Raw genomic sequence first — 13269 nt, 5'->3', positions numbered from 1 at the left:
GTTTTCGAATACGAACAGCTAGTCATTTTCATCGGTTCCAATTATCCAAAGCTCAGCTATTTGCCCAATATGTTTACACGTATGGCATTAAATTTAAGGGATTAGATGATAAGCACCTTTCTTGAAAATACATAGCTCCCTATGTTATTATAAATCGGCAGCCAGATGTTTTGGAGGAAGCAGTATGTCAGGTAGTATCGCGATTCAGTTAAAAAAAATCGTGCAGGATTTTGAAAATCTATCCAATAGGCGTTTACAAGCCTATCAACTAACCCATTCGCAGTTTAAAATTATCAAGTATCTCTATCGCCATCAGCACCCTCCTATCAATCAAGGCAATGTTGAGCGTTATTTTTCAATGTCTAATCCAACTGTAACTGGGATTGTGCAGAATCTGGAAAAAAAGGGCTGGCTGAGACGTCAGCCAGATCCGACTGACAGTAGAAGTAAACTGCTGATTTTGACAGAACAGTCACTGGCAAAAGAGCAAGAATTCAACCAACTCTTTATGGATATGGAAGAGGATTTGCTTGCTCCCTTAACGGTACACGAGCGTCATGCTCTAATGGCTTTATTGACAAAATTAAAACCACACTAGAAAGGAACAAGATGCCTATGATGCGAACTGAGAGGATTCCGAAACTTTTGAAAAGATTCGCTATTCCGGCGGTTATTGCTAACCTCATTAGTGCCCTTTATAATATTGTTGATCAGATTTTTATTGGACAGGGAGTTGGTTATCTTGGTAATGCAGCCACTAACATTGCCTTTCCGATTACAACGATTTCCTTAGCCATTGCTCTGATGCTGGGAATTGGAGCAGCTTCTAACTTCAATCTTGAAATGGGACGGGGAAACCCCGAAAAAGTAAAGAAGATGGTTGGAACGACTTACGGACTTTTGCTGATTATCGGTCTAATTTTTACACTTATTCTTTTGCTTTTCACCGAACCAATCATCATTACTTTTGGAGCAACAGGTGATATCCTTCACTATGCCAGCACCTTCGTGCGTATCACAGCCTTGAGTTTACCTTTTTTCTTTATCTCTATTGCTTGTAATGCTATTGTCCGGGCTGATGGCAGTGCCAACTACTCTATGATGGGAATGGTAACAGGAGCTATTCTGAATATGATTCTCAATCCTATTTTTATTTTTCATCTACACTGGGGGATTGCTGGATCAGCTTGGGCGACAGTTATCAGTCAGACCGTATCTGGCTTAATTTTCTTGGCTTATATTCCTAAATTTAAGAATATTAGCCTTACGGCTAGGGATCTCATTCCAAATGTAACATTATTAAAGCCTATCTGTGCCTTGGGATTGGGTCCTATGTTTAATCAATTTTCTGTAACGATTATTCAAATTACGACTAATAATTTATTGCGTATCTATGGTGCACAAGAGACGATTGGTTCCTCAATTCCTATTGCAGTTGTAGGTGTTGTTACTAAGCTTAATCAGATTTATATTGCTATTGTCATGGGAATCAGCCAGGGTGCTCAGCCAATTCAAGGGTTTAACTATGGTGCCAGAGCTTACGGCCGTGTTCGAGAAATTTATAGCTTGACAGTAAAATTGGTTACTCTGATTTCGATTAGTTTCTTCTTAATTTTTCAATGCTTTACAGAGCCAATTATCAGCCTTTTTGGAACTTCAAGTCAGGCTTATATGGATTATGCTACTCGCTATCTGCATATCTTTGCAGCTGTTCTTTTTGTCAATGGTTTCCAAATTGCAACAGGCCTCTTCTTTTCTGCCATCGGTAAGGCTAAGAAGAGTGCTGTATTGGTATTGACTAAGCAGATTGTGCTGATCTTACCCTTACTGGTCTTGATGACGGTGGTCTTTGGTGTCGCTAATATTATGATCGCCAATCCGATTGCTGATTTCTTATCCGCAGTTGTTGCTGTCTATTTTATCTATCGTGAATTCCAATCCATGCCCAAAGAGGACCGTCCATTTGAAACAGAGATAGTCTCTGGATAGTAGGAGAGACGTTATCGTTAATGTTAATCTTCTTTATCTCCTCAACGGCAATTCATATTTAGTCTGGATAAGTCCTGAGAGCTGTTTTTAAGAGAAACTATCAATCTTCTGTACGGACTTATGGCTATTATCAAAACTCGGTTTTAACTAGACCGAGTTTTTTTAGTAGTCAAAAAAGTTCAGTAGCTCCTGCTACAGTGCAAGCATCAGGGTGGACAAAGCTGCAAAAAAGAGAATGGGGCGGAACCGAGAGTGGGACTCAATCAGTAGAGAGTGGGACAAACAGCCATGATAGCTTAGCCCACACCCACAAAATATTGTAATCTCTGAAGATTACGTATAAAAAATCAGTAAATCGTGATAAAATCATGATTTTGATTTTCTTCGCTCGCCCATTTTAATGCTCAGGTCTCTGCCACTTTCTTATTTTTAGGTGGCAGGCTTTGGCGGTCTGTCAAAGTCCACTGGAGCATTTTGACACTTGCTTTGCAAGCTTTATTTCTCGATTAAAAAGCTCTCCCAGAGCTTTTTAGCCCACCTCCGCACAGTTGATTGGTACTAAAGTACCTAATAAACTGTGTAAAGATAAGATTTCTTGGCGTAGCCAACAAGTTTTGCTTCCAACCATTGCTCCGAGGGTTTATTCCAAAAGAAGGATACTAGACGAGTTTTGGTCCAGCCTCTTCTGTTAGGGCTTCAAACCAGTTTTTTCAAAGAGAAAAACAAGAAAACCACCAGCTCTAAGCTGGTGGCTAACAAGGCTTCAAGCTTCCACTTTAAACGCTATCCATTAAGTAGCGTTTACTGAGAAAGGACCAGAGTTAATAGAAGTTTTTCTTGATGATAGGGTACTGACCAGTGTGTTACTGGGACCTGTCCTATCCAATACAAGAACTTCTACTTGTCAAGATTTTCCCATTGCCAGTTTTGAACTTCCGGAATATCATCGCCATGTTCACGAATGTAATCCTTATGGTAAGCAACAGTTTCATCCATTTTAGCAGAAAACTCTTGTGCTTTCTCACCTAAAGTGGTGAGAGCTGCATCTTGCGCCAGATGGAAGCGATCAAGTTCAGACATAACTCGCATATCAAATGGTGTTGTAATATCTCCATTTTCACGATAACCATGGACATGGAGGTTATGGTTATGACGTTGGAAGAAAAGATCGCGAATCATTCCTTCATAGGCATGGAAGGCAAAAATGACAGGCTTATCTGTGGTAAACACCTTATCAAATTCTTCATCGGACAGACCACGTGAATCAACATCTGGGTGACGAAGCTTGAGAATATCCACTACATTCACAAAGCGAATCTTAAGGCTTGGGAATGTCTTGTGCAGGATAGAGATTGCTGCCAAAGCTTCTAAGTTTGGTTCAGTTCCTGCAGCTGCAAAGACAACATCAGGTTCTTCATTTGCTGAAACGGTCGATGCCCAATCAATAACTTTATAACCTTTATCTACTAGTTCACTGGCCTCTTCTACAGAATAGAATTGTGGACGCGGATGTTTTGACGTGACAATCAAATTAATTTTATCTTCGTCCTTGAAGGCTTTATCCATAACAGCCAATAGGCTATTGGTATCAGCAGGTAGATATTCGCGGATGTATTCAGGTGTCTTTTCAGACAAGTGTGTCAAAACACCTGGATCTTGGTGGGTATAACCATTATGGTCTTGTTGGAAGACAGTTGATGTGGCAATCAAGTTGAGGGATGGATAATTTTTCCGCCAAGTCGTGTGAGTTTTTGACTTACGGAGCCATTTGAAGTGTTGGGTAATCATGGTATCGACAACACGCAAGAAGGATTCATAAGAGGCAAAGAATCCATGGCGGCCTGTTAAGACGTAGCCTTCTAGGAAACCTTCTGCTTGGTGTTCAGAAAGTTGAGAATCAATAACCCGACCAGCAGGAGAGAGCCATTCATCATAGGATGGATCGCGACGTCCCATCCACTGACGGTTGGTTTTCGTAAATACTTCATTAAGACGGTTGGATTTGGATTCATCTGGACCAAAAATACGGAAATTATCAGAATTAGCTTCAACTAAGTCAGCCGCATACTTACCAAATTCAATCATGTCTTGTGCAACGATTTCTCCCGGCGTCTGTATATCAAATGCCCGTTTTTTCCAATCAGCTGTATCCAGTGGCTTGATGACACCGGCATTTGTAATGGGATTCATGGACATACGGCGATTGCCCTTTGGAGAAAGAGATGCAATCTCTGACCTTAGACGGCCTTGAGCATCAAAGAGTTCTTCTGGTTGGTAGGATTTCAGCCAGTCAAGCAGGGCATCGACATGTTCCATGTGATGAGAGTCTACTGGAATTGGAACTTGGTGAGCTCGCCAGCCGCCTTCAATTGGGGCACCGTTCCAAGATTTAGGACCAGTCCAGCCCTTAGGAATACGCGCTACAATGACTGGCCAAGCAGGCATTGTAGCTTCATCAGCTGAACCTTTACGAGCTTGAGCTTGGATATTTTTAATTTCTTCAATAGCTTCATCTAATTTTGCAGCAAATAATTTGTGAGCAGCTGCATGGTCGTTAGCAAATGCTGTAACATCAGCAAAAATTGGCTTCCAGCCAAGTCCGGTAAAGAAAGCCTTCAATTCATCATCAGATTTGCGTTCAAAAATGGTTGGATTATGAATTTTACCGCCATTCAAGAAATGGATAGGGAGTACCGCACCATCATTGACAGGATTGATAAAGGTGTTTGACAACCATCCTGCCATGAGCGGTCCCGTTTCACTTTCGCCATCACCAATAACAGTTGCTGCAATGACATTGGGATTATCCAAAACAGCACCCGTAGCGTGGGACAGAGCATAACCCAATTCACCACCCTCATGAATAGAGCCTGGTGTTTCAGGAGCTGCATGTGAAGCAATTCCGCCAGGGAAGGAAAAGATCTTGCACAGCTGCTTCAAGCCTTCCTCAGTCTGTGAAATCTGAGGATTTAATTCGGTGTAGCTCCCATCGAGATAGGAGTTGGATACCATAACCTGACCGCCGTGACCAGGACCTTCAATGTAGAACATATCCAAATCATACTTGTTGATTGAACGAAGTAAATGGGCATAGATAAAGTTCTGTCCAGGCACGGTTCCCCAGTGTCCAATTGGGTGTGATTTCAAGTCTTCTGCAGCAACCTCTCGCCTCAGAAGTGGATTATCTTTAAGGTACATTTGCGCTGCAGAAATATAGTTGGCAGCCCGCCACCAAGCATCTACCTTATTAAGATAGTCACTAGAATCAAAATTTGTATTCATAATAAACCTCCTAGAGTTAATTGTTTTATTTTTCACAGGTAGAATATATCACTAACAATAGGAGAAGTCAAAAGCGCTTTCATGAATCAATCACACGGATGCAGCAGCGGTAAAAACCAGTATTATCAATGGTTTGACCCAAAATCACAGTAGATAAATAGCACGACTTCCACATTAATATGGAAGGAAGTTGATTTTGATTATGAAAGCGCTTATATTATAATGTCGTTGTGAAAAGGAGGTGTGAAAATGAACATCAGGCAGGTCGAAACACTCAGATACTTGCTGTCTATTGAGGACTATATCACGGCTAGCGACTTGTCTGCTAGGTATGGGATCTCAACGAAAACGATTTACACGGATATTGCTGTAATCAATGATGAACTATCTCCTTTTGGAATTGAAATTGAAAAAAGACCCAGAAGAGGGATTCGATTAGTAGTCGAGCCTAAAAAGATGGAACTGCTTGCCCACTATATTGAATCCAGCCGTTTGACTCAGTCGGAAGAAGCTAGCCAATTCCAAAGAGAATGCGATTTTTTAAAGAAGGTGATTCTCTATTCTGAAAAGGTAGAAATTGCAGACTGGTCGATCAGCCATTTTGTTAGTGAAGCCTCGACTCGCAGGGATATAGAGAAACTGGAAAAAAAGATTGCAAAATATAACCTAGGTTTTGTGAAAAGAAACGGAGAGATTTCGTTAAAGTATGTAAATGAAGAAGATGTCAGGAAATTTCTAAGAAACTATTTGATTCAGCATTTCGACCTAGAAAATAGGGAGAGTAGACTTAGTTGTCTAGAACGGTTCTTTGATAGTGAGTTAGTGGAGAATATCGACCATTATATTAATGATTCAGAATCAAAATATCAATTTATGATTAATGACTCTTATCGGGTTTACCTGATACTGGATCTCCTAATCAGTAGTTGTCGCTATAAAAGTGGACATCACATGCTCCAAGAGGAGCCTAAATTCTTGATAAAAAACTTATGCCAATATGAAGTTTATATCATTGCTGGTGACCTGCTTAGCAAGGTAACAGACATACCGATACAGATGTTAGAGTCTTCTGAAATACGCAGTATCTGTTTAACCATACTGTCAGTGGGCTATGAAGCTAAACCGCAGTCCTATATGGAAGTCTCAGAAACTGTTAAGCAATTTATTGATAAGGTTAGCCAATTATCTGGCGTTGATTTTACCAAGGATGAGCATCTTTTAAGGACCTTAGAAAATCATATTCAGCCGATGATTTTTAGGTTGCGAAATGACATTAATATAAAAAATCAAATTACAGAGGAGATAAAGTCAAAATACAGCGCTCTTTATAATATTGTTTGGCTGGCTTCCAGAATCATCTCTAAGCAGTATGCCATTAAAATTATTGACGCTGAGATTGCCTTTTTAACCATCTATTTTGAGATTGCGGTTGAGAAAATTAGTAAACCCCTCAATATTTACATTATCTGTCCCCATGGCTTAGCCACTTCAGAATTAATCATCAATTCAGTTAAAAAGCTAGTGTCGGGATTTGACAGATTGATTAGTGTTGATTGGAGAAAATTAAAGCAATCAGCTATTGAAGATGCTGACTTGATTATCAGTTCAGTTGAATTGGGAGAAACGCCCAAGCCCTATATCCTCGTCAGTCCTATTGTAACCGATATTGAGCGAGAAGAAATTCAAAAAGCTTATAACAAACTGACTGAGACGAATCGATCATCTTTAGCGTCATACTTATCTGTACAAAACAGGGAAGATGTGTCTAAAAAAATTATTTTAGATTTGCTCAACAATAATGTGATTATCCAGCAGTCTTGCAAAACGGTAGAAGAAGCTATTAAGAAGATGATTCATTTAGCTTTTCCCCAAAAGCAAGCGGCTAGGTCTATTCTCAAATCAGTTTTGTCACGTGAAAAATTAGGGAGTACGAGCGTATATACTGGTGTCGCTCTTCCCCATGCCGATCCTAGTGTTGTAAAAAATTCACATCTGGTGACAATGACATTAGACAAGCCCATGAAATGGGGACAAAATTTAGTCAGTGTTATTATCCTTATAGCTATTTCAGAGGATGATGAACAGGTGTATAAAAATGCTTTGATTAGTTTGTATTCGAGAATTAGTAATGTTCAATATATTGACAAATTAAAGTCTAGTAAGAGTAAGGAAGAGTTTGCTAAACGACTCTTTGAATAAAAGCGTTAATCATTAAAGGAGGTTATCAATGTCTGAAAATATAAAATTATTAGATTATCTAGATGAGCGTTTGATTTTTACTGGTCAATCATTTAAGGCGAGTACGGATTTATTTGAAACTATTTCTAACGTAGCGCTGAAGCTGGGAAATGTTAGGGAAGACTTTCTTCCTCGTGTTATGGATAGAGAAGCAAATTTTCCTACAGGAATCCAATTGGAAAATATTGGTGTTGCTATTCCCCACACAGATGCTGAATGCATTCTCAACGAGTTTGTCGCAGTAGTGGTCAATCAAAGCCCAACTATTTTTAAGAGTATGGAAGATCCTTCTCAGTCCGTTCCAGCAAGTATTGTATTTGTTTTAGGGCTGAATCAGCCGCATAAGCAACTGGAAATGCTTCAATCATTAATGGGATTACTGCAAAATGAAAAGTTATTATTTCAAATAGTAGCAGCAACTTCTGCAGAAGAAATACTAAAAATTGTAAAAACTAATAATTTATAAAAGGAGTTAACAACTATGGCAAAGGTAAAAGTATTGGTGGCTTGTGGAGCTGGAATTGCAACTTCAACAGTAGTCATGAAAAAAATTGAAGATCTTTTTGCAAATCATCAGATTGATGCAGAATTTCGACAAATAAAAATCGCCGAAGCATCCTCACTTCAAAATGATTATGACATGTTAATCACTACGACCATGCTTCCGACAACGTACGATATTCCTGCTATCAAGGCAATGTCCTTCTTAACAGGAATTAATCAGGCAAAAGCAGAAGAAGAAATTTTGAGTACAGTTAAACAAATTCAAGCAGGGAGCTAAATGCGATTGTATCTTTAAAATCCTAAGAGGAGGAAAATTATGAGTACATTAACAAATATAGTTCAAGGTATTCTAAATATGGGATCCAGTGTAGTCCTTCCCATTATTATTTTCATATTGGCAATGGTCTTTAGAGTACCTGTGAAAAAGGCTATTACCTCAGGCTTAACCGTAGGTATTGGGATGTTAGGGATCAATCTTGTATTGGGATTGTTATCTGACAATGTTGGGCCAGCGGCTCAGGCAATGGTCGAACGGATGGGTCTTAATTTAACGGTTGTTGATGCCGGCTGGCCCGCAGTATCAGCTGCGACATGGGCTCAGCCAATTGCCGCAGTGATGATTCCGGTTATCTTAATTGTTAACTTGGTAATGTTAGCCTTCAAGTGGACAAAGACATTAAATATTGATATTTGGAACTATTGGCATATGAGTGCTGCGGCCGCAACGGGTTATGTCGTTACAGGTAATTTCTTCTGGGGAATCCTTTGTGGTGTTGCCTATACCATTATTGTTCAAATTGTCGCTGATAAAACCGCCCCTTATGTTCAAGAATATTATGGATTAGAAGGGGTAGCCTTTACCACCGGTTCTGCACAGGGATATGGCTTGATTGGTATTCCAGTTGCTTGGCTAGTCAGTAAGATTCCAGGTATCAAAAATTGGCATGTAGAACCTGAAGCTATTCAAAAGAGATTTGGTATCTTTGGAGAACCAATGATTATGGGGATAATTATTGGTATCGTCCTATCCTTGCTGGGGGGCTACGATATTACGAAGACCCTGCAAACAGGGATGGCCATGGGAGCTGTCATGTTTATCCTGCCACGGATGGTAAAAATCTTGATGGAAGGATTGATTCCTATTCAGGAAGCTGCGCAAGCCATGTTGCAAAAACGTTATGAAGGCCGTGAAATTTTCTTGGGAATGGATGCCGCTTTGGCAACGGGCTCACCAGCTGCCCTGTCTACAGGTCTCTTAATGGTGCCTATCACCTTGTTCATCGCAATCATTTTACCAGGGAATCGGGTACTCCCATTTGCCGATTTAGCAACCATTCCATTTTTTGCAGCCTTAGTTGTACCAACACGCAAGGGTAACATTCTTCATTCGGTTATTTCTTTGACAGTGGTTATTACTCTGGCTCTGTGGATGGCAACAGATTTTGCTCCGGCGCTAACCCACATGTCCGAAGGTATTGTTAAGTTCCCTAAAGGCGCTGCTCAAGTTTCTAACTTTGATACAGGTGGTAATGTTTTAAATTGGATTTTCTTGAAATTGTCACAATTACTAAAGTCACTAGTTGGCTGATAGCTTAATCTTTATTAGAAGCTGCTAGTTAAGTTGAGAAATATTGTTTAAATTATGGAGGAATCAAAATGAGTATTGCTAAAAAAATGAAAGCTGTATTAAAATCAGAACCAGGTTATGATCACATGTCACTTGAAGAAATAGATGTTCCGGAAGTTTACGGGGATCGTGTCTTAATGAAAGTGGCTTACACTGGTATTTGTGGTACAGATATTCATACTTTTAAAGGAGAATATAAAAATGCTGTGACACCATTAGTTCTAGGTCACGAATTTTCCGGTCAGGTCGTTGCTGTAGGGGAAGATGTGACAACAGTGAAGGTTGGAGACCGCGTAACAAGTGAAACAACTTTTGACACATGTGGTAAGTGTGTCTATTGCCGAAATAAAGAGTATAATCTCTGTGAAAATAGGTCGGGTATAGGGACGAAAGCTTTTGGCAGCATGGCTAATTACGTACTAACCAGGGAAGAAAGTGTTCATGTTTTGCCAGATAATGTTAGTTACCAATTGGCTGCCATGTCAGAACCATTAGCCTCCTGTGTCCATGCTATGTATCAAAAGACTCCACTAACCTTGCATGATAGTATCTTGATTATTGGCCCTGGACCAATGGGACTTCTTTCCTTACAGATTGCGAAGGAGATTGGCGCCTTTACAATCGTATCGGGTACGACGAAGGATGAAGACCGCTTAAAAATTGCGAAGGAGCTAGGAGCAGATATTGTTGTAAACACGCAAAAAGAAGATTTAGAGTCAATCGTTAAGAAAGCTACCAATGGCGTCGGGTTAGATATCGTATACGATTGTTCAGGTGCTATACAAGCTGTTAATGCCGCCTTGCCGCTGCTGAAAAAAGGAGGCACTCTCCAACAAGTCGGACTGTTTGCAAAAGATTTAAATGAGATGGACCAACGGACAATTATTCAGCATGAGGTTAATTATATTGGTTCACGTTCCCAAAATCCTTTTGATTGGGATATTGCAATCCACCTAGAAAGCAAGGGAGCTATTAATACTGAAAAAATGGTGACGGCTGTTTACGATTTAGAGCATTGGCGAGATGCTTTCGAAGCTATGATGGCAGGAAAAGAATTAAAAGTGTTGATTGCTTCTAACCCAGAAGAACTTTCCTAGCTTTGATAATACCGTATTATTAGGATTTAAGGTTATTAATGATAAGTTTGAGACAGGCAGCCATGATGGCCTCGCCCCACCTACAAAATAGTGTAATCTCTGAAGCTTACGTATAAAGGGATCTCAAACTCTTTTACTAGTGAGTTTAGTCAGTTTTGTTCCGCAGATACTAAACCAATAACAACCACCAGTTTATCCATACACTGGTGGTTTTAAGGTGTTTAAATAACCCTGATGATACCCTTCCGCATCAAAAAAAAGCTTCAAATGTCCCAGCGCAAAGGTCATCCAATTCCTGACTGATTTGTTCCATGATTGACTCGACTGTTCCTCTATCCTGGCCCTCAATCACCTAGTAAACCTCTGTTCGATACTGGCGTTATCATTATTGCCCTACAGATTAGATTAATAATCAGAGGAACAATTACACGAAAATAATACAGCAGGTGTTATTGCAGAGCTGATGATGTCCGAATGAAATTTACTATAGACTGTTTCAAAATAACTAGTCACTCCGACAAATTCCTCGTTACTTTAACTTATAAAACCTGCGCTTTTAAATGTCCTTACTTTGGGTAAAAAGTCTTCTGCACCCCAAAAACAGGCACCTAGACGATAGATTTTCTTCATATTTTCTTGCTTTCCTTCATTTAACTCAAGGCTGTTTGAACAGCACTCAACCAGTCATTGATGGCTGCCAGAAAAGCAAAAATTATTTGATCAAAATATGTATTAGTTGGTAACAAAAAGATAACAAATATCTGACAATAATGATAAGTTTCTCACAGATTTCTCAAAGGGCAGAAAAAAACGGGAAATTCTGTTACAATAATTGTAAGTGATTTTTAAGCCCGCTAGGACTGGTTTCTAACCAGTTGCTAGTTTAGTTGGGAGAAGACTATGTCAAAAATAAAATTAATTGCAACAGATATGGATGGAACCTTCCTCAAGGGAGACGGCAGCTATGATAGGGAGCGTTTTAGCCGGCTTCTACCCAAGCTGAAAGAGCAGGACATCCTGTTTACAGTAGCTAGCGGTCGAGCTATGATTGCTTTGGAAAAGGTTTTTGCTGGTTTCGAGCAGGATCTGGCCTTCGTTGCAGAAAACGGTTCTTTTGTCCTTTATAATGATCGGGTCCTTTTTGAAGCTAAGATGGAGTCGGATTTTTATTTAAAAATTACCGATTTACTAGATAGCCTGCCTGATTTAACGGGTTATATGCTGTCTGGCCGCCGGGGGGCCTATGCCTTGGAAACTGTTTCTGATGAGTATATTAATTTTGCTAAGGATTATTATGAAAATGTCCAGCGGGTTTCTAGTCTGGCTGATGTTTCTGATGATATTTTTAAGATTACGGTCAATTTCACTCAAGAGACCATTCATCAGCGGGAGGCTTGGCTAAATCAGCATCTAGATGGTGCAACAGCTATGACAACTGGTTTTGAGTCTCTGGACATTGTCCTATCCAATGTTGATAAATCAACAGGGCTAGCCGCTATGTGCCAAAAGCTTGGACTAGCTCCAGATCAAGTGCTGGCTTTCGGTGATAATATGAATGATTATCAGATGCTGGAATTTGCAGGTCAAGCAGTCGCAACAGCTAATGCCAGACAAGAAGTAAAGGCGATTTCTAATCAGGTTATCGGTCATTGTAACGAGGAATCTGTTATATCTTACATGGAAGGACTTGTAGAATAGATGTCGGGTATTAAACTATTAGCTCTAGATTTAGATGGCACTCTTTTTAATAGCAAGAAGGAAATAAGCTTGGAGAACCGTCGTGCCTTAAAGGAAGCCCACGATAAGGGAATCAAGGTTGTGATTACAACAGGCAGACCCCTTGCTGCTATTGGGAATCTCTTGGCAGATCTGGATTTAGTCAGTTCAGAAGACTACAGTATCACCTTTAATGGAGGTCTAGTTCAACGCAATACTGGCCAAATTTTAGCCAAGCACGCTTTGACCTTTGAAGATGTTGAGAAGATTCATGCTGTCTTGGAACCGCTCGGCCTGCCGGTCGATGTCCTCTCAGAAGGAATTGTTTACAGTGTTCCCAGTCGAGGTCAGAAGTCACTCTATCATCTGGCCAATCCTCTTCTGACTTTTGTCGAAATTCCTAGTCTAACTCAATTGCCTAGGGATATTGTTTATAATAAGATTGTCACCGTCTGTCCGGAAGACTATCTCGACCAAAGAATTGCTCAACTTCCAGATAGTTTGCGGCAGGACTATGAGGTCTTTAAATCACGGGAAATCATTCTGGAACTCATGCCCAAGGGCGTTCATAAGGCAGTTGGCCTGCAGCTGCTTTGCGACCGCTTAGGTGTAGAAGCCAACCAGGTTATGGCAGTCGGTGATGAAGAAAATGACCTAACAATGCTGAAATGGGCAGGATTAGGCGTTGCCATGGCTAATGGTGTCGCTTTAGTCAAGGAAACGGCTGATGTGGTAACGAGACGTACCAATGAAGAATCGGGTGTGGCAGAAGCTGTTGACCGCTATATTTTAGAAAAGTTATGACAAGCTTCTGAT

The 13269-nt window shown here is 40.2% G+C and carries 10 protein-coding genes; 9 read left to right on the top strand and 1 reads right to left on the bottom strand.

Going from position 1 to position 13269, the window contains the following annotated elements:
* Positions 1-184: 184 nt before the first annotated feature.
* Positions 185-598 (top strand): MarR family winged helix-turn-helix transcriptional regulator, encoded by a 414-nt coding sequence (locus tag ACFSN5_RS08135; protein ID WP_165211503.1) that lies wholly within the window; start codon positions 185-187, stop codon positions 596-598.
* A 17-nt stretch (positions 599-615) separates the two neighbouring features.
* The gene (locus tag ACFSN5_RS08130) at positions 616-1989 is read left to right on the top strand and encodes an MATE family efflux transporter (protein WP_241154207.1); all 1374 of its coding nucleotides are present in this window, start codon (positions 616-618) and stop codon (positions 1987-1989) included.
* An 897-nt stretch (positions 1990-2886) separates the two neighbouring features.
* On the opposite strand, the gene ACFSN5_RS08125 is transcribed toward ACFSN5_RS08130, so the two are convergent.
* Positions 2887-5271, bottom strand: coding sequence for a phosphoketolase family protein (locus tag ACFSN5_RS08125; RefSeq protein ID WP_165329370.1), 2385 nt, complete (start codon positions 5269-5271; stop codon positions 2887-2889).
* Between the two features lie 249 nt (positions 5272-5520).
* Between ACFSN5_RS08125 and ACFSN5_RS08120 the strand changes: the two genes are divergently transcribed.
* The 7 genes from ACFSN5_RS08120 (at position 5521) to ACFSN5_RS08090 (ending at position 13257) form a co-directional block, all read left to right on the top strand.
* Positions 5521-7470, top strand: coding sequence for a BglG family transcription antiterminator (locus ACFSN5_RS08120; protein WP_165211494.1), 1950 nt, complete (start codon positions 5521-5523; stop codon positions 7468-7470).
* Positions 7471-7498: 28 nt separating this feature from the next.
* Positions 7499-7975 carry a PTS sugar transporter subunit IIA gene (locus ACFSN5_RS08115; RefSeq protein ID WP_165211491.1) on the top strand — a complete coding sequence of 159 codons (477 nt, stop codon included), beginning with the start codon at positions 7499-7501 and terminating at the stop codon, positions 7973-7975.
* Positions 7976-7990: 15 nt separating this feature from the next.
* Complete coding sequence (locus tag ACFSN5_RS08110) at positions 7991-8290, top strand: PTS sugar transporter subunit IIB (RefSeq protein WP_165211488.1); 300 nt, start codon at positions 7991-7993, stop codon at positions 8288-8290.
* Between the two features lie 39 nt (positions 8291-8329).
* Positions 8330-9601, top strand: a complete 1272-nt coding sequence (locus tag ACFSN5_RS08105; RefSeq protein WP_165211485.1) for a PTS galactitol transporter subunit IIC — start codon at positions 8330-8332, stop codon at positions 9599-9601.
* A gap of 68 nt (positions 9602-9669) precedes the next feature.
* On the top strand, positions 9670-10737 hold the full coding sequence (locus tag ACFSN5_RS08100) for a zinc-binding dehydrogenase (protein WP_004229351.1): 1068 nt from the start codon (positions 9670-9672) through the stop codon (positions 10735-10737).
* Between the two features lie 900 nt (positions 10738-11637).
* Complete coding sequence (locus tag ACFSN5_RS08095; protein ID WP_165329371.1) at positions 11638-12435, top strand: Cof-type HAD-IIB family hydrolase; 798 nt, start codon at positions 11638-11640, stop codon at positions 12433-12435.
* Positions 12436-13257: a Cof-type HAD-IIB family hydrolase gene (locus tag ACFSN5_RS08090; protein WP_165211476.1), complete on the top strand. Its 822-nt coding sequence runs from the start codon at positions 12436-12438 to the stop codon at positions 13255-13257.
* The last annotated feature ends 12 nt before the right edge of the window (positions 13258-13269 follow it).

This window comes from Streptococcus tangpeifui (assembly GCF_044503215.1).
In the GTDB taxonomy this organism is placed as follows: domain Bacteria; phylum Bacillota; class Bacilli; order Lactobacillales; family Streptococcaceae; genus Streptococcus; species Streptococcus tangpeifui.
Note: the sequence above shows the minus strand (reverse complement) of the source record. Positions and strands in the feature narration are given on the sequence as shown.

Bases quoted from the DNA above. Each gene is read 5' to 3' on its own strand.
- ACFSN5_RS08135 (WP_165211503.1), top strand. From the start codon at position 185: ATGTCAGGTAGTATCGCGATTCAGTTAAAAAAAATCGTGCAGGATTTT.
- ACFSN5_RS08130 (WP_241154207.1), top strand. From the start codon at position 616: ATGATGCGAACTGAGAGGATTCCGAAACTTTTGAAAAGATTCGCTATT.
- ACFSN5_RS08125 (WP_165329370.1), bottom strand. From the start codon at position 5,271: ATGAATACAAATTTTGATTCTAGTGACTATCTTAATAAGGTAGATGCT.
- ACFSN5_RS08120 (WP_165211494.1), top strand. From the start codon at position 5,521: ATGAACATCAGGCAGGTCGAAACACTCAGATACTTGCTGTCTATTGAG.
- ACFSN5_RS08115 (WP_165211491.1), top strand. From the start codon at position 7,499: ATGTCTGAAAATATAAAATTATTAGATTATCTAGATGAGCGTTTGATT.
- ACFSN5_RS08110 (WP_165211488.1), top strand. From the start codon at position 7,991: ATGGCAAAGGTAAAAGTATTGGTGGCTTGTGGAGCTGGAATTGCAACT.
- ACFSN5_RS08105 (WP_165211485.1), top strand. From the start codon at position 8,330: ATGAGTACATTAACAAATATAGTTCAAGGTATTCTAAATATGGGATCC.
- ACFSN5_RS08100 (WP_004229351.1), top strand. From the start codon at position 9,670: ATGAGTATTGCTAAAAAAATGAAAGCTGTATTAAAATCAGAACCAGGT.
- ACFSN5_RS08095 (WP_165329371.1), top strand. From the start codon at position 11,638: ATGTCAAAAATAAAATTAATTGCAACAGATATGGATGGAACCTTCCTC.
- ACFSN5_RS08090 (WP_165211476.1), top strand. From the start codon at position 12,436: ATGTCGGGTATTAAACTATTAGCTCTAGATTTAGATGGCACTCTTTTT.